The organism is Nocardia sp. NPDC060259, from assembly GCF_042728775.1.
Taxonomy (GTDB): domain Bacteria; phylum Actinomycetota; class Actinomycetes; order Mycobacteriales; family Mycobacteriaceae; genus Nocardia.
In genome coordinates, this window is record NZ_JBHXAY010000037.1 from 1 (window position 1) to 22,850 (window position 22,850).

A 22,850-nucleotide genomic window follows, 5' to 3' on the forward strand; every position below is an offset into this window, starting at 1 on the left:
GCTCAGATGACTTCCTGCTCGATGTGCTCGATCTGAATCCGAGCATGGTGCTCTCGAGCTTGATCGAGATGGTCGGGCGGCGAAAGAACCCGCCTGTCACGGTCGACGACATCCTGGTGGCTCTCGACTCGGCGAACGCACCGAGGTTTGTCCGGGATGTCGGTTCGATCCTGGTCGAGGGAATCTGATCCGCCCGATGTCGACGCGGCGGGGCAGCGGCTCACTTCAGTGCCCGGACTCGCACGCGTCCAGTCCATGCCTTCGACGCTTCGCTGTTGGACAACAACAGCACGACCCCTGGAGCCACTGCGACAACCGCAACCTGCAACGCCGAATCGAGTTCACTATCAACCGCCTGAGCCACGGCTATCAGGCCGGTCGAGGCCGTCGCGAGCGCTGCGGTCACCGACACCATGATCCGTCCGGCAACATGTCTGCGCAGCATCAGGATCGCACCAGCGGCCATAATGAGCGCGGGGCACAATAGAACCACCGCCACGGCCGGCACCCATCCGGAAGGTTGTCCGTTCGCATTCACGTGGCGCTCGAGGCCTGTGATCACCAGGGCGAAGCCCAGAATGAAGACTGCGGCCACGATAGACACGGCAAGTGCCGCTGCCGCCGCTGAAACAGGCACGATCCGCCCCGAGCCCACGGTGGAACTCATCGCCTCGTCTGGATCTGTCACCGGTCCCCTCAGTTCGCGTCGCTGGTGGGGGCCTACGGACGCTCGATCGTCAGCGGATCGGTCTGCATGCCAAGCTGCTCGGCACGCATCTGCTCGCGGCTCGCGACGCGCTCGGGCGAATCCCAAGTCGGGTCGAGTTCACGAGCTCGGCGGTTTGTTTCCTCCCACGGAATCCCCTTCATGATCTGCCCAGGCTACAGATAATTCACCGATCGAGGACCGCGAGCATGCCTGCCACCGCCCGGGGCCAGGTGAATTGTTCGGCGCGGGTGCGGGCGGCTTGGCGGCGGCCGGTGGTCGGCATGGCAAGGACGTCGGTGACGGCGCGGGCGAAGGCCCGGGGGCGGTCGGCGGCGATGGCGCCGCATTCGGCGGTGACGATGTCGGCCAGGGCCGAGGAGCGGCTGGCTACGACAGGGGTGCCTGCGGCGAGGGCTTCCAGGGCGGCGAGACCGAAGGTTTCGTGGGGGCCGGGGGCTAGTGAGACATCGGCGGTGGCAAGGAGTTTCGCGACCATGGCGCGGTCGCTGATGAATCCGGTGAAGTGGACCGACGGTTCGCCGCCGGGGAGGGCGGGCAGGGTGCGGGCGCGGCGTTCGAGCGACTCGCGGCGTGGGCCGTCACCGGCGACGACCAGCCGGGCGGGGAGGCCGGCGCGGTGCAGTGCGCCGACCGCTTCGATGCTGCGGTCGACCCGCTTCTCCACCGACAGCCTGCCGCAGTGCACCAGCATGGGATGCCCGGCGACGCCGAGGTCGGCGCGCAGCCGGTGGTCGCGGCGGCGGGGACTGAACAGGTCGAGGTCGACGCCGAGGGGCACCAGCTCCACATTGGGTGCGCCGATCCGCTGGAACTCCTCGCGGGCGAAGTCGGTCGTGCACACGACCATGTCGTAGTCGTCGGCGGTGCGCCGGTTGGCGACATCGGCGCAGCGGCGGGCGGCGGGCCCCGGCAGGAACTGGCCGAGCAGGCGGTCGAGCCGTTCGTGCGAGATCATCACACTCGCGACACCGCGACGCCGGGCCCAGCGCCCGAAGCCGCGCAGGGTGAGCCGATCGGAGACCTCGAGCACGTCGGGCCGCAACCCACCGAGCACATCGGCCACCCGCCGCGGATCGGCCGCGCGGTAACCACCGGTGCACGGAATCGCGATCGCGGGCAAGGTGATTCGCAGTGCGCCGGTGGGCAGCACTTCCTCGCTGCGCCGCGGCCCCGGCACGATCAGCACCACCTCGTGACCGGCCGCGACATAGCCTTCGCCGAGGTGATGCAAGGCGGTGCGCAGCCCACCCGATCGCGGGCCGTAGAAGTTGGCGAGCTGCACGATGCGCACACCCCGATAGTTCAGCGACGCGGGTGCCCCCTGGAACCGGCCCGTGGAACAGCGCGTGAACAGCGGCGAAAGATGCGGCTAACCGGACTCCGGCGCGCCGTCGGACCAGACCCGCAGCAGGCCGTGCCCGAACGCGGCGGTGGTCATCGCGACCAGTTCGGCCTGCGCGGTGATCCATTCACCGTCGGCGAAGCGCACCCGCAGCGCGAGCCGCCGTGCCGTCCCCGGCTCGCGCGCGACATCGGCGCAGGCGGCGCGCAACGCGGCCAGGTCGTCCGGGTCGACGGTGGGCCGTTCGACTGCCCACCGGTCCAGCGGGTGCAGCGGCTCGGCGGCCCATTCGTAGATCATCGCGCTGGACAGCTCGACGAGGCCGATACCGACACCGGCGCGCTGCGATACCGCCCGCAACATGGTCACATCCGGGTCAGGCACCCCGTTGTGTTCGGGGACGGCGTGCATCAGGCCGCTCACCCGGCGCACCCGCGGCGCTGCCCTGGCGATCATCTGGAAGCGGCGCACCGCGTCGTCGTCGCCGAGCATGTCGACCTCGCCCTGCCAGTGCCCGCCGGGCACGAGCCCGGTGGCCATCGCGAAGTAGTCGACCCTGCCGTCGAACCGCACCATCCGCCCGAAGGCGTCCGGCGGCGTACGGACCACACGCACCTCGGCCGGATCGCGGGCGAAGATGAGCTCCTCCAAACCCGGTCCGTGGTAGGCGAGTTCGGTGTCGGCCTCCCAGTCCCACGCCGCCACCTGCCGACGCGGCGGCACCGGCGCCGCGACCGGTCCGGCCCACAGCTGGACACCGTGGATCCCGTCGAACGCGCAGCGGACCGGCTCGGCCAGTACCAGCAGGCCGTCGGTCTCCTCCCGCACCGAGACCTGATCGGCCCGGCAGCGCCGCACCGCCGCCGCGACGACACCCGCGCGCGCCTGCCCGAGTTTGCGGTGCAGCCACACCGGTCCCGCCCACTGCCTGACCTGCGCGCCTTCCGCGACGACGGTGGGGTCGAGATCCTCGACGAGGGTCTCGATCAGCAGCCACTCCCCGGCAGGCATCGCCGCGATCAGCTCGGCGCCACGCCGCGTCCCGCGCGTGGCAGATCGAGGTCGAGCGGGATGCGGCCCTCCCGCAGTTGCGCCTCGACTTCCTCGGCAGGCATGGGCCGGGCGATGAGGAAGCCCTGCGCGCGATAGCAACCGAGGCCGACCAGCGTCCTGGCCGCCATCGGCGTCTCGACGCCCTCGCCGACCACCCCGAGCCCGAACGAACCGGCCAGGCCGATGATCGACTTCACGATCGCCAGGTCGTCGTTGCTGTCGCCGAGGCGCTGCACGAAACCACGGTCGATCTTCACCGCGTCGACCGGCAGCGCCTTGAGGTGCGACAGCGAGCTGTAGCCGGTGCCGAAGTCGTCGATGGCGATCTGCACGCCCATCCGCTTGAGGCCGCGCAGGGTGAGCCTGGTCCGCACGAGGTCCTGCACGACGACATGCTCGGTGATCTCGAGGCAGACCGAGCTGCCGTCGATCCCGAACAGGCGAAGAATGTCCTCGATACGCTCGACGAAATCGGCGCTGACCAGCTGCACCGGCGACACGTTGATCCGGATCACCACATTGGCGGCCAGCCCGCGGCGGCGCCAGTCGGCGAATTGCGAACAGGCCGAACGGATCACCCACCGGCCGAGTTCACCCGCCAGGTTGGTGGCCTCGGCCACCGAGACGAACGCGCCCGGCGGCAGCAGCCCACGCGTCGGGTGCTGCCAGCGGACCAGCGCTTCCAGCGCCACGATCCGGCCGGTGCGCAGGTCGACCTCGGGTTGGTAGTGCAGTACCAGCGAGCCGTCGGACACCGCGCTGCGCAGGTTCAGCTCCACGTCGTCCTGGAGTTCGAACTGCGCGCGCATGGCGTCGGTGAACACCGCGACCCCGTTGCCGCCACCGGATTTCGCCGACAGCAGGGCATGGTCGGCGCGGCGCAGCACGTCCGATACCGAGGTTTCCCCCGGAATGCCCAGCGCGACACCGACACTCACGCCACGGCTGACCGATTCCTGCCCGACCGAGACCCGGCGGCCGATGAGCTGCTGGATCCGGGTCGCCTCCAGCTCGGCCGCCACCGAGTCCATCGGCGCCGCAGGCACGATGACGAACTCGTCGCCGCCGAGCCGCGCGATCATGTCGCCGGGCTCGAGGTTCTGTTTGAGCCTGCGTGCCAGCGTGCGGATGAAGTTGTCGCCCGCGCTGTGCCCGAGGAAATCGTTGAGCGCCTTGAGCCGGTCCAGATCGAGGAAGAAGGTGGCGATCGGGCCCGGTTCGCCCGCGCTCAGCCGCTCCTCCATGTATTCGAGCAGGGCGCGGCGGTTGGCCAGGCCGGTCAGATCGTCGTGCAGCGCGATATAGCGCAGCTTCTCCTCGGCGACGACGCGCGCCTGCAGCTGGGCGAACAGCGCGGCGATGGCCTTGAGGACGTTGAGTTCGCGCTTGGACCAGGCGCGATCGCCCATCTTCACGAAGCCGAGGACACCGGTCGACTCGCCGCGCGAGACCAGCGGCACGCAGGCCATGGCCACCTCGGGAATGCCCGAGGACTTGCGGATCGTCTCCTGGTAGTCGGCGCTGTCGTGGCCGGGGCGCACGATCAGCGGCTCGGTCGCGTATTCGAGGGCGCGGAAGACCGAGTCGGCGTGCTCGAACTCGACCGTGTGCAGCGGGTCGGGATCGGGTACCTCGGGCCTGCGCGGCCATTCGGCGACGAGAACGGTCACGCGCCGCGCCCGGTCGGTGTGGCGCAGATAGCTGACATCGACGTCGAAGTGCTCGACAAGGGCGGCGAGCACCCGCTCGCTCGCCGCCACCATGGTCGTGGCGTCGACACCCATCAACTCGGAGGCGACCTGCGTCACCAGTGAGTCGAGCGTTTGCCGAGGCACGTTGTCTCCGATCCGCGCTATCCGTCGTTCCTACTGCCGGGCACCGGCAACCGTCGACTGCGAACGCTCGCAGCCGCGGCGTAGCTCAGACGAAGAACCAATGCCACGTTCTCATCCTCAGGGATTCCCAACAGGTCCTGGAAACGCCACTGAATGCTGGCAAGTGTATCTGTGAACTCGGGAGAAACGATGCGCAAATCCTCGCGTCGGTCGGCATACAGGAACACCGGGGACACCGGCTGCACCGCCAGCCCCAGCAGTTGCGCCCGTAGCCACACTCTTTCCACCGCGGCACCGGCTCTCGCGTAATCGGCCAAATCCGGGATACCCCCTGCGCGAGCGCGGAAACCGATCGCCACCAGAGCCGAGCTGGCCCGCACCCGGTCGACGGTGGATTCCCCGAGAGCGGCGCCCGCTGACCACTCGCGCAGCCGGTCCATCACATCGGTGCGGCGGCCGACCTGGAGCTTGGCCAGTTCGTCCGGCGCCGGTTCGAGTGTGCGCACGTCGATGCCGGTGCGCAGATCCTCCCCGGGCCAGCGCAATTCGGCGTAGAGCTGCCCGTGCAGCTGGGGTGTGAGATAGCGGACCCGGTCGCTGGCGCCGAGCAGCGCGGCGGCTTCGGCCAGTGCGTCAGTGCCGGTGATCGCGTGCACGGTGGCGTCCTCGGCCGCGGCGGCGGTGCCGAGCGCGGGCACGACGGTGCACGACAGCGGTGTCGTCGCGCCGAGCCTGCGGTTGGTGTGCCGTTCCAGGGCGAGGGGATAGTCGGCGGCCAGATCGGGGTCGGTCCCTTCGCGCAGCGGCAGCCGGGCGAGCAAGGGCGTGGCCGGGTCGTCGACGCGCCATTGCGGCTCGCCGAGCAGGCCGTGGGCGGCCGCGGCGGCGCGGGCGTTGTGCACGGCCGCGCCGACCGCGACGGCACTGCCGCGCAGCTCGATGTCCATCGCGGTGGAGCCGGTGGGGTCGAGGGCGATCTCGATCAGCCCCGGTTCGCCGCGCAATCGCCACGGCTGCACATTGCCGCCCGATGGCGCGCGCTGGGCGCAGGACAGGATCGCCGCGACGGGGTCGGCCGGGGGCGTGTCGGCGGGCAGCTCGGGCACGGTGTCGATGCCCTCGTCGAGGTAGCAGGGTTCGGCCAGCGAGTCCAGCGCCGCTTCGAGGTCGACACGGGTCCGGCCGGAGGACAGCTTGGCGCCGAGCCCGATCCGGCGCACCGCCGCGGTCACGATGGCCGCGCCCAGCTGCACGTCGCTGCCCAATTGCGGCCAGGTGGTGATGGTCTCGCCGACCTCGGCCAGGCTGGCGGCCATCCGCGAGGAGAGCTGGCCGGGGTCGAGGATGCGCAGCACGTGCGGCGCCTTGGCCTTGGTGTCGAGGTCGGCCAGCTGGGCGCCGGTGGTCGCGCCGAGCAGACCGTGGAAGGGCTCGCGGCCGGGTTCGAGGTCGTAACGCTCGACATCGAACAGGCCGCGGTCGCTGGTGTCCATGAGCAGCGGGATCCGCCGCCTGCGCGCGGCCTCGCGGACCGCGAATTTGATGTCGAGCGAATCGCATTCCTCCACGACCACCGAGAGCCCGTCGAGGAACTCGTCGACCGTGTCGATCAGCACGCCCGCCTGCCAGATCTCGACCGACAGATACGGATCGAGTTCGGCGATCCGGCGGGCGGTGACGACCGACTTGTTGACGCCGACATCGAACAGTCCGCCCGGCACCCGGTTCAGATTCGACAGCTCGATGGTGTCGAAGTCGGCCAGCCGCAGCAGTCCGCACGCGCCTTCCAGCGCCAGCGTGTACGCGACCGAATGGCCGACGCTCTGCCCGACGACACCGACCGCCAGCTGCCCGAGGCGCTGCTGTTCGGCACGGGTGAGCTTGTTGCGATTGCGGTCGGTGCGGATCGCCAGGAACGCGGCGGGGCCGAGGATCGCGACGAGGGCGTGGCGCCACGGGTAGTAGACCCACCGTTCCTCGCCCGGATCGAGTCCGGGCGGCGGGCCGGTGAGCTCGGCCAGCTCGGCGCGCATCCCGGCGCGCAGGTCGTATCGGCGGATGCCGGCCGACCCGGCCAGCTGCCGCAAGGTTGCCGCGTCGGCGTGATCGGCCGGATCGAGCACAAAGGGGCGGTAGTCCGCCGTCTGCGGGTCCGGTTCGATCATCGACGGGTCCGAACCACGAACCGCGTCATCGCGTGCCATCCGGCGCCGCGGTGAACGCACCGCAACCCCGCGTCGTTGCGCGCTGCTTCGACAGCCATCGTGTTCCTAGCTCCGTGCTACGCGCCCGCGCGCGGTCGGCGTCCTACCGATGCCGACTCGTGCAGTATCCGTCATCCGAATGGAATGCACCAGGCGAGTGGCTAATTTTCCGGAAACCCTGTGTTACGGGTGAAGTATCCGCAGCTCAGAACATGTGCTCAGAGTGATGCCGGCAAGATCCAGACCGATCGGTTCGAATCTGGCTACCACTTAGCTATCCGCCGTGATCGAAACGAACAATTCTACGGTGTCCGGGCCGTGCCAGACCTCGATCTCCTCGCGATAGGCGCGAGAGATCTCCGCCGACGCCGTCGCGTCGTCGACCTGGGCCCACACGTCCTCGACCGGATCGTGGTAATCGCCGTTGGGAGCGAATCGCGCGTAGATGCCCCGGGGCACGCGCACCATGAGATCGCCGACCGGGACGTCGTCGGGGGACGCGTATTCCCGTGCCACCAGCGCGTTCCAGTTGCCCGCCGGGTCGGGGACGTAGACCGTGTGCAGCGGTTCGCTGCCACCGGGCCGGTCGCGCAGACGGTCCTTGAGGAACTCGATCAGGTCGCTGTTGCTGACCTTGAAGCTCGGATGGACCCGCGGCACGGCCAGGCCGCCGTAGAGTGCGCTGCCGCGCACGACGATCGTGTAGCTCATCGCGGATCGACCGCCAGATACAGGTCGATCTTGTACGCGTGCGGGTAGCACTCGAAATCGCCGGTGAAGGTGCGCTTGATCTGGTTGTGCTCCTCGGCATAGGCGATCTGGGTCCACAGATCCGTCATCACCTGCGGAAAGTTACCGACCGAGGAGAACCGCGCGTAGGTGCCGCGCGGCAGGCGGGCCGCCAGATGTCCGCGGGTCACCTGATCGAGCGAATCGCACTGGTAGCCGACGATCTGGGTGTTGTAGGTGCTCAGCTCACCGGTGTAGTCGGTGTAGGCGCTGGCCAGTGGGCCGCCGAGGTCTTGGTGCAGGACGGCCGACCACGCGGCTTCGAGATCCCGGTCGCGCAGCTCACCGAGGGCGCGCTTGGGACTGCGGACCGGTAGACCGGCCACCCATGTCTCGTCCCGCTCGACGATTTCGAACTGCATTGATGACTCTCTCGAAGGGTCGGCTCGGTTGCGCCATGCTATCAACTTCGAACCCGACAGCGGTGACACACCGAGTTGTGCTTACCCCAACCTAACCACACCTGAGCTGGACAAACGTCCACCACTACGCCGTGACATCCCCACGTATTGTCCGATTCACGTCTATGCCCTATGCTCCCGCGCTCGTGTGGATACGCGCGGCGTTCGAACCGCGAAAGCAAGTGGTGCAGTGGGCGATTATCGTCGTGATCGCGGTGCTGGCCGGCTATCTCGCGGTCATGCTCGGCGACCCGCGGCACTTCTACACCGACGACACCGAGGCGCAATACGTGCCGATGTGGCAGCTGCTCGGAACCGAACTGCGGGCGGGCCGGTTCCCGGCGATGGTGCCGTGGGAATGGATGGCGGGCAACTACAGCCTCGAGGAAGCCGGGCTCTACAACCCGCCGCAGCTGCTGGTGTATCTGCTCGCGCCCTCGTTCGACAATCTCGCGCTGTACGCGACCGCGGTGAAGCTGGTGTTCTCCGCGATCGCGGCGCTGGGCGTCTTCCGGATCTGCCTGGCCTACGGCGCCCGCGCGCCCTGGGCCGCGGTGGCGGGCGTGGCGTTCCCGTTCAGCGGCTGGTTCCTGTTCTTCGACGAGGCCAGCTGGTTCACCTCGCACACCGGTACCGCCTGGCTCGTGCACGCCTGGGCCTCGGCCGTGCTGTACGCGCGTGGACGGACCGGGCCGATCCCGCTGTTCGTGTTCCTGTACCTGGCGCTGACCATCCAATACGCCTTCCCCGCCGTCGAATCCGGCCTGATGATCGCCGCCGTCGCCGCGGGCGAGTACCTGTACCGGCGCCGGTGGGCACCGGTACTGCGGCTGCTCACCGCGTCCGGGCTCGCGGTGCTCGGCGCGATGGTGGCCAACCTGCCGATCCTGCTGTCCTCGCAGGCCACCTGGCGCGGTGATGTCTCCACCATCCACAACGACCCGTTCCTGACCGTGCCGTGGTCGGAATCGCTCAATGCGAGCCTGCCGAGCACGGTGCCCGCGTTCACCGCCTGGTGGGGCCATGTGCAGCCGCTGCCGATGGTCTACATCGCGTGGTTCGTGATCCCGGCGCTGGCCTTCATCGACTGGAAGGCCGCCGCGCGCGCCGCCGCCGACTGGAGCGGGATCGCGCTGTTCGCCGTCGCCGCGCTGATGTGGACGGCGGGACCGGGCGCGATCGGACCGCTGCGCTGGCCTGCCAGGGTGCTGCCGATGCTGGCGATCGCGCTGCTGGTGCTGGTGTGCGTGCTGCTCAGCCGCTACGGCGTGTTCGCCGCGTCCCGGCGCCGGTACGCCGCGGCGGGCGTGCTGATCGGGTTGCTGTTCGTCCGATCGTTCTCCGCCGCACCGAAACTCCTCGAACGGCATGTGCTCGCGGTGGCCGTGGTGGTGGCGCTCGGCGCCGGTGTCGTCTGGCTGGCGCGCACCCGCGGAGTCGCCGCCGCCGCCGCGCTGACCATCGTCGCGACCTTCCCCATCGCCTACGCGCAGGTAGCCGCGGCGCCAACGACGCCCATGTCGTACGGGTTCCCCGAGCGCCGCTCCGAGATGACCGCCGCGTTCCCCGATTTCGACGGCCGCACCCTGCAATTGGCCGACCGGATCATGGTCCGGGACGAGGAACGCACCCTCGCGGCGACCTACGGTTCGATCGCGCTCGGCAGTTATGCCAAGAACCTCGGCCTGCAGTACGTCAACGGCTATACCCCTGTCGGGCACGCGGCGTTCGCCGGGTTGCTGTGCATGGCGTGGGACGGCGGTACCTGTCCCGACGCGTATCGCAGGGTGTTCGCGGTCGAGCCGTCGACCGATACGCCGGTCGTCGACCTGATGCGGCTGGATCGTGTTGTCCTGCAACGTGCCCAGTACCCCGACGCGGGCGCCAAGCCTGCTCCGGCGGGCTGGAAGTTCGTCGACTACCCCGGTCACGAACGGCAGATCTGGGTGCTCGAGCGGGTCAACCCGCTGCCCTCCCCCGGCGACCTCATCGCGCACGAGTCGGGTGTGCACGCGACCGTGATGCCGGAGGCGGGCCTGACCAACCGGGCCACCGTGTCCTCGGGCACCGGCGGCCGGATCGTGTTGTCCCGCTTGGCCTGGCCGGGTTACACCGCCATGCTCGGCGACCGCGAGATTCCGACCAAGGCGGTCGCGGGCGTCTTCCTCGCCGTCGACATCCCGCCGGGCACCCAGAACGCCCAGCTCACCGTCACCTGGCGGCCGCCGGGTCTGTCGATCAGCCTCACCAGCGCCCTACTGGCGCTGATCGGCATCGGTGTCCTGCAGTGGTGGTTCCGGCGGGGCAGGCGCGACAACGAGATCGGGCCAGAACCCGTGGCGACGCCGCCGGCGCCGGTCGAACAACCGGCCACCGTCGAGGCCTGAGCTCAGGCCCCGATGGCGGCGGCCAGGTGCGGCCAGGCCTCGTGCAGGTCGGCCTCGAACTGGCCCCACGTGTGCGCGCCGGTCGGCCGTTGGACGTAGGTGGCGGGGACGCCGAGCTGAGCCAGACGGTTCGCGAAGGCGGCCGTGCACGCCCCGGCGATCGCTTCGACCGGCGGCATGGGCAGCCCACGGTCGGCCCTGCCGGGCAGGCCGGTGGCGGCCGACAGGAAGATCGTCTTGCCCGCGAGCTTGCCCGCGTTGGCGAAGACGTCGTGTTCGCGCCACACCGCGCCGCCGGGCGCCCCCCACATGTTGCCCGGATTGCCGCCGCCGCGGACGGCCTGGGCGCCGGCCATGCCGATCCCGAGCGGGTCCGCCGCCCACGGGCAACCGCTGAACGCGGCGACGGCGGAGAATCGGGAACCGCCGCGGATGGTCAGATCCAGCGCCGAGGCCGCGCTCATCGACACGCCGGCGATGGCATTGCGTCCGCTCGTGCCGAGCATGCCATCGATCACGGCGGGCAATTCGTCGGTCAGGTAGGTCTCCCAGCGCACCCGGCCGACAGTGGGATCGTCGGTGATCCAGTCGGTGTACAGCGTGAACGCGCCGCCGACCGGCATGACCACGTTGACGTGCTTGTCGGCGAAGAACCGCTGCACATCGGTGTCGTCCCACCAGGAGATCCCGTCGGCCCCGCCGCCGACGCCGGTCAGCAGGTACAGCGTCGGCGCTCCCGGATTCGCCGCCTTGATCACCCGGTTCTGGATCATCCGACCCATAGCGGGTGAGTACACATCGATTTGGACGGCCCGCTCTCCGAGCGGCGCCTCCCCCCTGACATGGGCCCCCGTTGTTTCGGCCTTCGCCTGGACACCGCCCAGCGAGGCAACGATCGCGCACACCACAGCAAGCCACACTCTCGATGTAGTCACCGATCCGGTATACCCCGTCAGGTCGGCGCACACACTCAGCCACGCCCGCCCCGTCGATTGCTTTCCGGCGCCGATTCTCCGAGAGTGACCAGGCTCACCTTCGACCGGATCTTCGGGTGAGAAGTCCACCCGACCTGCGCGTTTCCCTCATGCCGGTGCGGCGCTCGCGCCGAAAACAAGGTGATTTGTGTCGGTGGTGAGCGGAATACTGGCCCGCGCCCGATGAGTTGGACCGACGAAATCCGTCTTCTCTCTCGTGGTGCCGGGACACAGTCGACCCGGCATCGGGCCACCGCTCGCCCTGCCGACCCCGCTGCTCCTGGAGGTACCCCGATGCCGGCCGAACTATCCCCGCCGATGACGAAAGGCCGGACACCGACCGTCATCCGGGTGCTGGTGCTCGCGACCTTCGTCGTCATCCTCAACGAAACCATCATGATCAACGCGATCCCGCGGCTGATGAGCGATCTGCACGTCACCGAGGTCGCCGCGCAATGGGTGTCGACCGCGTTCATGCTGACGATGGCCGCGATCATCCCGACCACCGGCTGGTTCCTGCAGCGGGTCACGACCCGCCAGGCCTACGCGGTCGCGATGGGCGTCTTCATCGCCGGCACCGTGCTCTCGGCGCTCGCGCCGACCTTCGCGGTGCTGCTGATCGGCCGCATCATCCAGGCCGGCGGCACCGCGGTGATGATGCCGCTGCTGATGACCACCCTCATGACCGTTGTCGCGGAGCAGGATCGCGGCCGGGTGATGGGCAACGTCACGCTGGCCATCTCGGTGGCGCCCGCCATGGGCCCGGTCATCTCCGGCCTGATCCTGCAGATCAGCGTCCCGGCGCTCGACTCGTGGCGGTTGCTGTTCGTGGTGATGCTGCCGATCGCCGGCGTGGTCACCTGGCTGGGTCTGCGGCAGCTCGAGAACGTCGGTGAACCGCAGCCCGGTGTGCTCGACATTCCCAGCGTGTTCCTGGCCGCCGTCGGCTTCGGTGGACTCGTGTTCGGGCTGAGCAAGTTCCACAGCGGCAGCTACACCGTCCCGGCGCTGATCGTGGCCGGTGGCGTCGCCCTGATCGCCGCGTTCGCGCTGCGTCAGGTGCAGTTGCAGCGCAACGGCACCCCGCTGCTCGACCTGCGGGTGCTGCTGTCGGGCACCTACGCCAAGGCGCTGGTCCTGATGGCCATCGCGTTCCTGGCGATGATGGGTTCGATGATCCTGCTGCCGCTGTACCTGCAGAATCTGCGGCACCTGAGCCCGCTGGAGACCGGTCTGCTGGTGATGCCGGGTGGTCTGGCGATGGGTCTGCTCGGCCCGACCGTCGGTCGCCTGTTCGACAAGTTCGGCGGCCGCGCGCTGGTGATCCCCGGCTCGATCGGCATCGCCGTCTCGCTGGCCGGCTTCACCCAGATCTCGCTGACGATGCCGTACTGGCAGCTGCTCGGCCTGCACATCCTGCTGATGGTCTCGCTGGCCGGCGCGTTCACCCCGGTGTTCACGCTCGGCCTCGGCGCCCTGCCGATGCACCTGTACTCGCACGGCAGCTCGATGCTCGGCACCCTGCAGCAGGTGGCGGCCGCCTTCGGCACCGCCCTGGTCGTCACGGTCATGTCGGCCCGCAGCACCTCGCTCATCGCCGACGGCACCGACCAGATCACCGCCACCCTCGACGGCATGCGCCTGGCCTTCCTGGTCTCGGCAGCCCTGGCACTGGTCGTCGTCGCCATGGCGGTCCTGCTGCCGAACCGCTCCGACAACCCGCACGGTGCGCACGCTCCGGAACAGTCCGACGAACCCGAGTCGCCGGAACTCGTCAAGAGCTGACACCCGCTGCGAAAACTGCCACCCCTGGTCGCGTCCGTTGCGATTCGGGGGTGGCAGTTTTCGTATCAGGGCTGGCCGCTGACGACCGCCGTCACCGCGTCCATGAACGACTGGCCACCCGTGATGGCGCCGCCCGCGATCGCGCCGACGACCAGGCCGACGGGCCCGGTGATGATGCTGAAGAAGCCGAAGCCGAGCACGGTTCCGATCAGCCCGCCGAGCAGGCCGCCGACGACCACGCCGACCACGTTCTGATTGACCTCGGCGGCAAGGCGTCCCATCGAGTTGATGGGCTGCATCTCGCCGATGTTTAGCGCGGTCACTTTCGGGGTAAGAGTGAGTTTTTGGCCGTCATCGCTGATTTCCTGCGCCACCGCCATGCGACTTTCGGAAACAATGTAAGTCAGCGGTATTTCAGTAATGACTTCACCACTATCCGACTTCAGCGACACCTTGTCACCATTGTCGGCGATCACGAATTTGCCGTGGTCCACGGTGGTTGTGACAACCCGGGAGAAATCTGATACGACGGTGCGATAGGCGACGCCACGGTCGACGCCGGACGTCGAAACATCGTGGTTGTCCTGCGGTTTCGCGTTCACAGTCCCCGCAGCGATGCCAACGGCCGCGACGGCCAGGAGGGTCGCCGGGATCAACGGGCCGAACTTCATACTGACATTTCCTTCCCAGGTACCTCCGGTCGGCACGACCGAATGGCGAGCAGCTGTACAGCGTCCGAAGCTTGTGGGAGGAAATGACAATCAGCCAGACCTGGCCGCGCATCGTTGCCGGATCGTGACCTAGTCGTTTGACCGAATCTGTTTGACCGAACTGGTGATTCGACGCGCGCGCGTCACATGGTGTAAGCATTTGCTTGATTCGAGGTGCAACAGTAAAAGCTCTGGAGGACTGTCCGTGTCACGCCAACGTGTTCAAGCCGGTTTAGTCCTGACGGTCTTCATCGCTTCAGCCGCTCTGCTCGCGACCGTGGTGATGGTGGCCGCGATCTCCCTGACCTCGGAAGACATCGCGGGCAGCGGGCATCCGGCCGAGAACGTGACTGCGGCAGCCGCATCGGGGACGAACGCGCCATCGGCGCCGGTCGAACCTCAGCTACCCGCCCCCGTCGCCACTCTCAGCTCGGCCGCCAAAACGCCGATCGCGATCCAGCTGGCCGTCGGTGACTGCGTGGTGGCCGACGGTGACGGCGAGCAGGTCACGGTCGAGAAGACCACCTGCGGCAGTGGCCCTTCCAGCTACAAGATCTTCGACAAGGCGCCCGCGGGCGGCACCTGCCCGACCGACACCGATCAGACCTACAGCGAGCGTGTCGGCTCGGTCGAGCAGGGTGGGTTGTGCATGGACATCGACTGGGTGGTCGGCGGCTGCCTGGAGCTCGGCGAGAAGAAGCCGACGCACATCGACTGCGCCACCGGGGGCACCACCGAGGGCGTGAAGGTGCTGGAGGTCAAGCATGGCGTCGCCGACGCCAACCAATGTGAGTCGGGCAATCTCGGATTCGTCTACAACCAGCGCAAATTCGTCGTCTGCGTAGCGCGGCTCTGAGACCCCAGCGCGGGTGTCTCAGGACTCGCCGATCGTGAGTGCACCGGACGGACACGCTTCCACGGCCTCCAGCACCGCCGCGTGACCGCCCCGCGGTGCCGGGTCGAGCACTCGCACCCGGCCGTCGTCATCGTCCTGGTCGAAGACCGACGGCGCGAGCAGGGCGCACATGCCCGCGCCGATGCAGCGCTCCCGATCCGCCGAGATCCGCGGCGTTGTCATCGCTGGTCCGTCCAGGTGACGGGCAGTTCGTGGACGCCGTAGATGTTCATGTCGGTTTTGAGCTTCACCTCGGTTGCGGGGACGGCGAGTTCGAGGGTGGGGAAGCGGCGGAGCAGTCCGGTGAAGCCGGCGCGCATCTCTATGCGGGCCAACTGCTGGCCGAGGCATTGGTGGACGCCGTGGCCGAAGGAGACGTGGCCGCGGGCCGTGCGGTGCACGTCGAGGGTGTCGGGGTTGTCGAAGCGCAGGGGGTCGCGGTTGGCGGCCAGTAGCGAGATGACGACCGTCGAGCCCTTGCCGATCGTCTCGCCACACAGTTCGATGTCTTCGGTGGCGTAGCGATAGAAGATGTCGGCGACCGACAGGTAGCGCATGAGCTCCTCGACGGCATTGGGGACCAGCTCCGGGTCGGCGCGCAGTTCGGCCAGCTGCTCGGGGTGTTCGAGCAGCGCGAAGGTGCCGAGCGCCAGCATGTTGGCGGTGGTCTCGTGGCCTGCCAGCAGGAGCAGGAAGGCGATGCCGACCAGTTCCTCGATGCCGAGGTCCTCGTCGCGGGCGAGGTCGGAGAGGATGTCCTCGCCGGGTTCGGCGCGCTTGCGCATGACCAGTTCGGCCAGGTACGAGGTCATCGCGCCGTACGCGGCCATCTTCTGCTCCAGTTCCTGATCCTTGACCAGGAACTGGGCCGAGTTGACCTGGAAGGTCTCCCGGTCCTCGTAGGGGACGCCGAGCAGTTCGCAGATCACCAGCGAGGGCACCGGCAGCGCGAACTCCCTGACCAGGTCGACCGGCGGGGTCAGCCGCGCCATCTCGTCCAGCTGCCGCTCGGTGATCTCGATGATGTGCTCTTCGAGCTGCTTCATCCGTTTGACGGTGAAGGCGCCGGTGAGCTTGCGCCGCAGCCGGGTGTGATCCGGCGGGTCCATGGCGACGAACAAGCCCGGGATCTGCGGCGACGGCTCGGTCTGGACGGGCATGCCGGAGGACTCATACGCCGGGTGGACGATGCCGAGGTCCTGGCGGGAGCTGAACCGGGTGTCGGCCAGGAGCCGGCGGACAGCTTCGTAGCCGGTGACGACCCAGCCTTCGTGACCGTCGGGGAAGATCAGCGGGCTGACGGGGCGAGCCTCGCGAAGCCGGGTGATCTCGCCGGGTGGATCGAAGGGACCCGCATCGCGCTGCTGGGGAAGGCCGAGCGGGACGGGAAGTGTTGCACTCATCGGGGGTTTCCTTATCGGATAGTGGTGTCCGTCGAAGCCGAGATCAGGCAGCGGCGGTGTGCCGAATGATGATGTTGCCGAGGGCATTTCGCGCGTATACCTGCACCGTGTCCGCCGTGTCGTGCGCCGAGGCGACCGGCTCCATCAGGTTCCGCACGGCGCCGAGCGTGGTGCTGGTCTCCAGCCGGACCGCGCTGGCGGGGCTGATCCCCACCTCGAGCTCGCCCGAGGAGGTCTCCAGCCGGAATTCCCCGCGAGCAGCCTCGCCGATGCGGATGTTGCCCTTGGCGGTCTTCGCGGTCACCGACCCCTGCGGACGCTCGACGGCGATGTCGCCGAGCGACACCGTGAGGTCGCACCGGCCGAGTTCGCCGACACCGAGCAACCGGCCCACCCCGGCGGTGCCCGTCAGCTCCGAGCCGGTCGGCACCTCGATGGTCACCTCGATCGACGGGTTACCACCGAACGGGGTGTGCGTGCGCCAGTTCTTCGACGCCGTCACGGTCAGGATGCCGTCGCTGAACTCGACCTTGGTCTGCTCGGCGGCGCGCACATCGGCCTTCTTGCTCGCGTCGGCCGGCTTGACCTCGACGACGGTGTCGCTGCGGTCGGACGCGATGACGGTGACGCCTGCGGACAGGACATCGACGGTGACGGCGATCGGGGCGGGGGTCTGGAAGGTGTACATCGGAATCTCCTCGGTCGGTGCTGCTGCGTTGTTGATGTGACTACTGTCGCGAGCGCCGCTGACACCGACCTGACACCGACCTGACGCACCCGCTGACACGGACTCCGGCCCGTCGAAGCGGGTGTCGCGACCCGTTGACGTCCGAGGCACAATGGGCCGGGTGCAGATCGGGATGCTTGGACCGCTGGAGATCCGAACAGAGGACGGTGGATCGATAGAGGTACCGGGCGCTCGGTTGCGGGCGCTGTTGATCGCGCTGGCACTCGAAGCCGGTCGCGCGGTCCCGAAATCGAAACTCGTCGATTGGATCTGGGACGAGCAGCCGCCCGCCGACGCGGCGAACGCCCTGCAGGCATTGGTCTCCCGCTTGCGCAGGGCACTGCCCGACGGGGCCATCGAGGTGCAGGCGGGCGGATACCGGCTGACGGTGCAGCCTCGCGCGGTCGACGCGATCCGGTTCGAACAGCTCCTCGACCAGGCGCGCGGCGGTGACGACGCGCACCAGGCGCGGCTGTTGCGCGAAGCACTCGACCTGTGGCGCGGTGCGCTGATGCAGGACATCGGCGAGAGCGCGGCCTTCGACGCGGTGATCACACGCTTCGACGGTCTGCGCCTGGCCGCCATGGAGGATCGCTACGAAGCCGAACTCCGCCTGGGTCGTGGCCCCGAAGTCGTCGCCGAGCTGACCGAACTCGTATCCCAGCATCCGGTGCGGGAACGGCTCGTTGCCGCGCTGATGCGGGCACTGGGCGCCGCCGGCCGTGGCGCGGAGGCGCTGACCGTGTATCAGCGCGCCCGCGAGGCCCTCGCCGACGAGCTGGGTGTCGACCCGTCACCGGAGCTGTCCGCACTGCATGTCGCGCTGTTGCGCGGCGAGGTAGGGGCGCGACCCGCGGAACGCACGACCAACCTGCGCGCCGAGTTGACCAGCTTCGTCGGCAAGCGCGCCGACATCGCCGCGGTCCGCGAACTCATTGCGGCACACCGGCTTACCACGCTGACCGGGCCGGGCGGATCAGGCAAGACCCGGCTGGCCGTGGAAACCGCGCGCACCATGCTCGGCGACCTGCCCGACGGCGCCTGGCTGGTGGAACTGGCCTCCGCCGACGGCAGCGGCGACCTGGCGCAATCGGCCTTCGCCGCGCTCGGTCTCCGGGACGCGCTGCTCGGCGACGCCCCGAACGCCGACCCGATGGACCGGCTGATCGCGGCGATCCGCGACCGCGAGACGCTGCTGATCCTGGACAACTGTGAGCACGTGATCGAGGCGGCGGCGGCCTTCGCCCACCGGATCCTCGGCGAATGCAGGCGATTGCGGATCCTCGCGACGAGCCGGGAACCGCTCGGCATCACCGGCGAGGCGCTGTGGCAGGTCGAGCCGCTGACATTGCCCGCCGACGACGCGGACGCCCGCGAGATCGAGACCTCCCCCGCCGTCGCGCTGCTCCGGGACCGGGCGGGCGCGGTGCGCAAGGACCTCGCGACCGATGCGGACACCCTGGCGACCATGGCACGGGTCTGCCGGGCGCTCGACGGTATCCCGCTGGCGATCGAACTGGCCGCGGCCAGGCTGCGCACCATGTCCCTCGATCAGCTCGCGCACCGTCTCGATGATCGGTTCCGGCTGCTGACCGGCGGCAGCCGCACCGCGATCCCGCAGCACCGGACGTTGCGCGCGGTGGTCGACTGGAGCTGGGAACTGCTCAGCGACGCGGAGAAGATGGTCCTGTGCCGGCTCTCGGTGTTCTCCGGCGGCGCGAGTCTGGAAGCGGCGGAACAGGTCTGCGCGGGCAAGGTCGAGCAGTGGGAGGTGCTGGAGCTGCTCACCACCCTGACCGAGAAGTCCTTGCTGCTCGTCACCGAGGACGAGATCCCGCGCTACCGCATGCTCGAGACGATCAAGCGGTACGCCGCCGACCGGCTCGCCGAGGCGGGCGACGCGGAGTCGGCGCGCCATGCGCATCTGGCGTACTTCACCGGCCTCGCCGCCACCGCGGAACCGCACCTGCGCCGTGCCGAGCAATTGGAGTGGCTCGCCGTCCTCGCGGCCGAGCACGACAACATCTCGACGGCGATGCGTGGCGCGCTCGCGTCCGGTGACGCGGCCGGGGCGATGGGACTCGCGGCGGCAGCGGGCTGGTACTGGTGGCTGGGCGGGCACAAGGCCGAGGGCACCGAGTTGGTCGTCGCCGCTGCCGAGATCCCCGGCGAGGTCGACAACGAGACCAAGGCGACGGTGTACGGCCTTGCCGTGCATTTCGGGACCTCGGGTCGCAACGGCGAATACGAGGTGCGGGAATGGATCCACAAGGCGTACCAGTTCGGCCGTGACAGCCGGAGCAGCCATCCGGCGCTGCGATTCACCGCCGCACTGGAACGCATGCTGGCCGGACCGGACGAATATCTGCCCGCCTTCGAAGCGGTGCTCACCGACGACGACCCCTGGTCGCGTGCCCTGGCGCGCCTACAGCTGGGCAAGCTGCGCACCGTGCTCGGCCACGACGGGCCCGAGGCGGACGAGTGTCTGGAACAGGCGCTCACCGAGTTCCGTGCCCTCGGTGAGCGCTGGGGGATCTCGTTCGCGCTGACCGAACTGGCGAACCGCACCGCCATGCGCGGCGAATTCGCCGCCGCGTGCGAGCTGTACGAGCAGGCGATCGGGGTGGTCACCGAGGTCGGCGCGATCGAGGACGTGGTCGGAATGCGATCCCGGCAGGCCCAGCTGTACTGGCTGCTCGACGACGCCGAGGCGAGCGCGGCGGCCCTGGCCGAAGCGCAGCGCTGCGCGGACCGGACCGGCTGGCCGACCGCGCTGGCCGAAGTCGCCTTGGCACGTGCGGAACTGGCTCGCTGGCGCGGCGACACCGAGCTGGCCCACGGGCAGATCGATCTCGCGCGCACGCTGTTCGGCAGTGATGCCGAACAGCCGAATGTCAGTGCGATGGTGCACGGCCTGCTCGGCTACCTCGCCGATGACCTCGACAAGGCTCGCGCACAACACACTTCGGCCTTCGAGGCGGCGTCGGCGGCAGGCCACGCTCCGCTGATAGCCCAGGTACTCGTCGGCATCGCGGACCTGGCGCTGCGCGCGGAACAGTACGAGCAGGCCGCGCGACTGCTCGCGGCGAGCACCGCGACGCGCGGGGTGCCCGACCGTTCCCAGCCGGATGCCGCCCGCATCGAGCGGACAGCACGACATCGCCTCGGTGATGTGGGATTCACCGAGGCGATGCGGGAGGGTGCGCTGGCGAGCAGGCCGGAACTGGTGGCACTCACGCTCGCTTCGTGAACGTGGCACGCGACCACAGGTACCCGACGATGGCGAACCCGGCGCACCAGGCGAGCGCAGCGGCGGTGTAGCCGGCGGAGGGGTTGCCTGCCAGGAATCCACGCAGGGATTCGATGATCGGGGTGAAGGGCTGGTACTCGGCGAACTGACGGACGCCGGGACCCATCTTCTCCGCGGGCACGATCGCGCTGCTCACGAAGGGCAGCATGATCAGCGGCACCACCGACATACCAGCGGCTTCAGGGGTTTTCGCGGCGATGCCGAGCGCGACGGTGAGCCAGGCCGCGGCGAAGGCCGTGGCCAGCAGGACGCCGAGCGCGCCCAGCCACTGCACAGCGGTCGCCGGGGAGCGGAATCCCAGCGCGAAGCCGACAGCGAGGACGGAGGCGACGGCGACCACGTTGGTCACCATGCTCGCCGCGACATGGCCGGTGAGCACGGCGCCACGGGAGACGTCCATGACCTTGAACCGGTTGATGACACCGGTGGTCATGTCGGAGCTCACCGAGACCGCGGTGCCGGACAGGCCGTAACTGATGGCCAGCATGAGCATGCCGGGTACCGCGTAGTCGATGTAGTTCTCGCCGACGTCGAACGCGTCGCCGAACACGTAGACGAAGATCAGCATCATCACCACGGGCATCAGCGCCGCGTTGAAGATCGTGACCGGAGAACGGGTGATGTGGGTGAAGTTGCGGCGCAACATGACCGATGCGTCGAACAGGGAATCGGTGACGGAAAGAGTGCTCATCGTGCTTCGGCCTCCGTGGTGGCGTGCCCGGTCAGGGCGAGAAAGACATCGTCGAGATCAGGGGTGTGGATGGAGACCTGGTCGGCCTCGAGCGAGTGCGCGGCGAGCCGATCCAGCAGCGCGCGCAGGGATTTCGAGCTGCCGTCGCCGGGAACCCGCAGGGCCAGCGCCTCGTCGTCGGGGGTGGCGCCGGGCAGGATCCGCGCCGCCGCGGCCAGTTCCGTGGCGTCGGTGAACCGCAGCTGGATGTGGCTACCGGGGACACGGCGCTTGAGCTCGTCGGCGGTGCCTTCGGCGACGATGCGGCCCTGGTCGAGGACCGCGATCCGGTCGGCCAGCTGATCGGCTTCCTCGAGGTACTGGGTGGTGAGGAAGATGGTCACGCCGTCAGCGGTCAGCTCCCGCACGATCTCCCACATGGTCCGCCTGCTGCGCGGGTCCAGGCCGGTGGTCGGCTCGTCCAGGAAGACGATCTCCGGCTTGGTGACCAGGGTCATCGCCAGATCCAGTTTCCGGCGCATACCGCCGGAGTAGGACGCCGCCGGCTTGCGCGCCGACTCCACCAGGTCGAATCGGTCCAGCAGTTCGGTGACCACCCGCTTGCCCGCATTGCCGCGCAGGCGGTGCAGATCCGCCATCAGTCGCAGGTTCTCCTCGCCGGTCAGCAGGTCGTCCACCGCGGCGAACTGGCCGGTGACCCCGATCGCTTTGCGGACCGCCTTGGTTTCGGTCGTCAGGTCGTGGCCCGCTACGCGGGCGGTGCCGCCGTCGGCCCTCAGCAGGGTGGTCAGGACGTTTACGGTGGTCGTCTTGCCCGCCCCGTTCGGCCCGAGCAGCGAGAAGATCGTGCCGGTGCCGACGGTGATGTCGATGCCGTCGAGGATCGTTTTGTCCCCGTAGGCCTTTCGCAGCCCGGAGGCCGCAATTGCTGTGCTGTTCATGGGAACTACAGTCACCGGCTCGGCTGATACCGGGCTGACACCGCCCTGACACGTCCGCTGACACAGTCAGCGCCGCGTCGTGCCAGGCGTTTGTCAGCCAGACGTCAGGTCGGCGTCAGCGGGCTCGGCCACGGTTCTCGGTATGACCAGCATCGCCCCCGCCCCCGCCTTCGGTTCCGTCTTCGTCCCGGCGCCGCGCGCGGACTGGTCCGGCCTGTGCACCCAAGTCCGGCGGTTCCTGCTCGGCGAGCACATCTGCGCCCAGCTGCTGCGCTTCGCCCTGGTCGGCGGCGTCAGCAATATCGCCTACGTGTTGCTGTTTCTTGCCTGCACCGACCTGGGACCACTGGCCGCGAATATTGCGGGCTCGATGGTGAGCACCCTGATCGCGAACGAACTGCACCGCCGTCTCACCTTCCGGGCGGCGGGTCAGGTGGGCTGGTTCGCGGCGCAGTGCCAGGGCAGCGGACTCGCCCTGGCCGGACTGCTTATCAGCACCGGCGCCCTGGCCGGACTGGACACCTTCGTCCCCGGCCTCGGCGAGTTCACTCAGGCCTGCGCCATGCTCACCGTCATGGCCGGGTGCGGTGGCCTGCGCTTCCTCGCCCTGCGCTACCTGGTGTTCTGACCCGCGCTCGCCGAAGCCGCCGAGCCACACCGCAGACGAGCCAGA

The 22,850-nt window shown here is 68.9% G+C and carries 20 protein-coding genes and 1 pseudogene; 6 read left to right on the plus strand and 15 right to left on the minus strand.

Going from position 1 to position 22,850, the window contains the following annotated elements; genetic code table 11:
• A pseudogene (locus tag ACFWF2_RS15970) lies at window positions 1–188 on the plus strand (PIN domain-containing protein); the annotation flags it as partial.
• 32 nt (window positions 189–220) lie between these two features.
• Here ACFWF2_RS15970 and ACFWF2_RS15975 read toward each other — a convergent pair.
• The 8 genes from ACFWF2_RS15975 to ACFWF2_RS16010 all read right to left on the minus strand — a co-directional run bounded on the left by ACFWF2_RS15975 (window position 221) and on the right by ACFWF2_RS16010 (window position 8,315).
• Entirely contained in the window at window positions 221–667 is a 447-nt protein-coding gene (locus ACFWF2_RS15975; protein WP_379308186.1) for a hypothetical protein, read from the minus strand.
• 53 nt (window positions 668–720) lie between these two features.
• Window positions 721–870 carry a hypothetical protein gene (locus ACFWF2_RS15980; protein ID WP_379308187.1) on the minus strand — a complete coding sequence of 50 codons (150 nt, stop codon included), beginning with the start codon at window positions 868–870 and terminating at the stop codon, window positions 721–723.
• 23 nt (window positions 871–893) lie between these two features.
• Window positions 894–2,021: a glycosyltransferase gene (locus ACFWF2_RS15985; protein WP_379308188.1), complete on the minus strand. Its 1,128-nt coding sequence runs from the start codon at window positions 2,019–2,021 to the stop codon at window positions 894–896.
• Window positions 2,022–2,099: 78 nt separating this feature from the next.
• Window positions 2,100–3,083: a GAF domain-containing protein gene (locus tag ACFWF2_RS15990; RefSeq protein WP_379308189.1), complete on the minus strand. Its 984-nt coding sequence runs from the start codon at window positions 3,081–3,083 to the stop codon at window positions 2,100–2,102.
• 8 nt (window positions 3,084–3,091) lie between these two features.
• Window positions 3,092–4,909 carry a putative bifunctional diguanylate cyclase/phosphodiesterase gene (locus tag ACFWF2_RS15995; protein WP_379308229.1) on the minus strand — a complete coding sequence of 606 codons (1,818 nt, stop codon included), beginning with the start codon at window positions 4,907–4,909 and terminating at the stop codon, window positions 3,092–3,094.
• Window positions 4,910–4,977: 68 nt separating this feature from the next.
• Window positions 4,978–7,125 (minus strand): Rv1355c family protein, encoded by a 2,148-nt coding sequence (locus tag ACFWF2_RS16000; RefSeq protein ID WP_379308190.1) that lies wholly within the window; start codon window positions 7,123–7,125, stop codon window positions 4,978–4,980.
• A gap of 309 nt (window positions 7,126–7,434) precedes the next feature.
• Window positions 7,435–7,875, minus strand: coding sequence for an AraC family transcriptional regulator (locus ACFWF2_RS16005; RefSeq protein WP_379308191.1), 441 nt, complete (start codon window positions 7,873–7,875; stop codon window positions 7,435–7,437).
• Window positions 7,872–8,315, minus strand: a complete 444-nt coding sequence (locus ACFWF2_RS16010; RefSeq protein ID WP_189025953.1) for a GyrI-like domain-containing protein — start codon at window positions 8,313–8,315, stop codon at window positions 7,872–7,874. The genes ACFWF2_RS16005 and ACFWF2_RS16010 overlap by 4 nt, the downstream gene beginning before the upstream one ends.
• Window positions 8,316–8,479: 164 nt before the next feature.
• Here ACFWF2_RS16010 and ACFWF2_RS16015 point away from each other — a divergent pair, with 164 nt between their 5' ends.
• Window positions 8,480–10,741, plus strand: a complete 2,262-nt coding sequence (locus ACFWF2_RS16015; RefSeq protein ID WP_379308192.1) for a hypothetical protein — start codon at window positions 8,480–8,482, stop codon at window positions 10,739–10,741.
• A 2-nt stretch (window positions 10,742–10,743) separates the two neighbouring features.
• Here the strand turns inward: ACFWF2_RS16015 and ACFWF2_RS16020 are convergent, their stop codons facing one another.
• A complete protein-coding gene (locus tag ACFWF2_RS16020) occupies window positions 10,744–11,523 on the minus strand; it encodes an alpha/beta hydrolase (protein WP_379308193.1) in 780 nt (259 codons plus the stop codon).
• 486 nt (window positions 11,524–12,009) lie between these two features.
• On the opposite strand from ACFWF2_RS16020, the gene ACFWF2_RS16025 reads away from it, so the two are divergent.
• Window positions 12,010–13,500, plus strand: a complete 1,491-nt coding sequence (locus ACFWF2_RS16025) for an MDR family MFS transporter (protein ID WP_379308194.1) — start codon at window positions 12,010–12,012, stop codon at window positions 13,498–13,500.
• A gap of 65 nt (window positions 13,501–13,565) precedes the next feature.
• Here ACFWF2_RS16025 and ACFWF2_RS16030 read toward each other — a convergent pair whose 3' ends face one another.
• The gene (locus ACFWF2_RS16030) at window positions 13,566–14,171 is read right to left on the minus strand and encodes a hypothetical protein (RefSeq protein WP_379308195.1); all 606 of its coding nucleotides are present in this window, start codon (window positions 14,169–14,171) and stop codon (window positions 13,566–13,568) included.
• Between the two features lie 244 nt (window positions 14,172–14,415).
• Between ACFWF2_RS16030 and ACFWF2_RS16035 the strand changes: the two genes are divergently transcribed.
• Window positions 14,416–15,066, plus strand: coding sequence for a hypothetical protein (locus ACFWF2_RS16035; protein WP_379308196.1), 651 nt, complete (start codon window positions 14,416–14,418; stop codon window positions 15,064–15,066).
• Window positions 15,067–15,084: 18 nt separating this feature from the next.
• Here the strand turns inward: ACFWF2_RS16035 and ACFWF2_RS16040 are convergent, their stop codons facing one another.
• The 3 genes from ACFWF2_RS16040 to ACFWF2_RS16050 are packed head-to-tail and all read right to left on the minus strand — an operon-like array spanning window position 15,085 to window position 17,196.
• Complete coding sequence (locus ACFWF2_RS16040; RefSeq protein WP_379308197.1) at window positions 15,085–15,288, minus strand: ferredoxin; 204 nt, start codon at window positions 15,286–15,288, stop codon at window positions 15,085–15,087.
• On the minus strand, window positions 15,285–16,508 hold the full coding sequence (locus ACFWF2_RS16045; protein ID WP_379308198.1) for a cytochrome P450: 1,224 nt from the start codon (window positions 16,506–16,508) through the stop codon (window positions 15,285–15,287). The genes ACFWF2_RS16040 and ACFWF2_RS16045 overlap by 4 nt, the downstream gene beginning before the upstream one ends.
• A gap of 43 nt (window positions 16,509–16,551) precedes the next feature.
• On the minus strand, window positions 16,552–17,196 hold the full coding sequence (locus ACFWF2_RS16050) for a DUF4097 family beta strand repeat-containing protein (protein ID WP_379308199.1): 645 nt from the start codon (window positions 17,194–17,196) through the stop codon (window positions 16,552–16,554).
• A 151-nt stretch (window positions 17,197–17,347) separates the two neighbouring features.
• On the opposite strand from ACFWF2_RS16050, the gene ACFWF2_RS16055 reads away from it, so the two are divergent.
• Window positions 17,348–20,485 carry a BTAD domain-containing putative transcriptional regulator gene (locus ACFWF2_RS16055; protein ID WP_379308200.1) on the plus strand — a complete coding sequence of 1,046 codons (3,138 nt, stop codon included), beginning with the start codon at window positions 17,348–17,350 and terminating at the stop codon, window positions 20,483–20,485.
• Here the strand turns inward: ACFWF2_RS16055 and ACFWF2_RS16060 are convergent.
• Window positions 20,469–21,236, minus strand: a complete 768-nt coding sequence (locus tag ACFWF2_RS16060) for an ABC transporter permease (RefSeq protein WP_379308201.1) — start codon at window positions 21,234–21,236, stop codon at window positions 20,469–20,471. The two genes, ACFWF2_RS16055 and ACFWF2_RS16060, sit on opposite strands and share 17 nt — an antisense overlap.
• On the minus strand, window positions 21,233–22,177 hold the full coding sequence (locus tag ACFWF2_RS16065; protein WP_379308202.1) for an ATP-binding cassette domain-containing protein: 945 nt from the start codon (window positions 22,175–22,177) through the stop codon (window positions 21,233–21,235). The genes ACFWF2_RS16060 and ACFWF2_RS16065 overlap by 4 nt, the downstream gene beginning before the upstream one ends.
• A 142-nt stretch (window positions 22,178–22,319) precedes the next feature.
• On the opposite strand from ACFWF2_RS16065, the gene ACFWF2_RS16070 reads away from it, so the two are divergent.
• Window positions 22,320–22,805, plus strand: a complete 486-nt coding sequence (locus ACFWF2_RS16070) for a GtrA family protein (protein ID WP_379308203.1) — start codon at window positions 22,320–22,322, stop codon at window positions 22,803–22,805.
• Window positions 22,806–22,850: the final 45 nt, after the last annotated feature.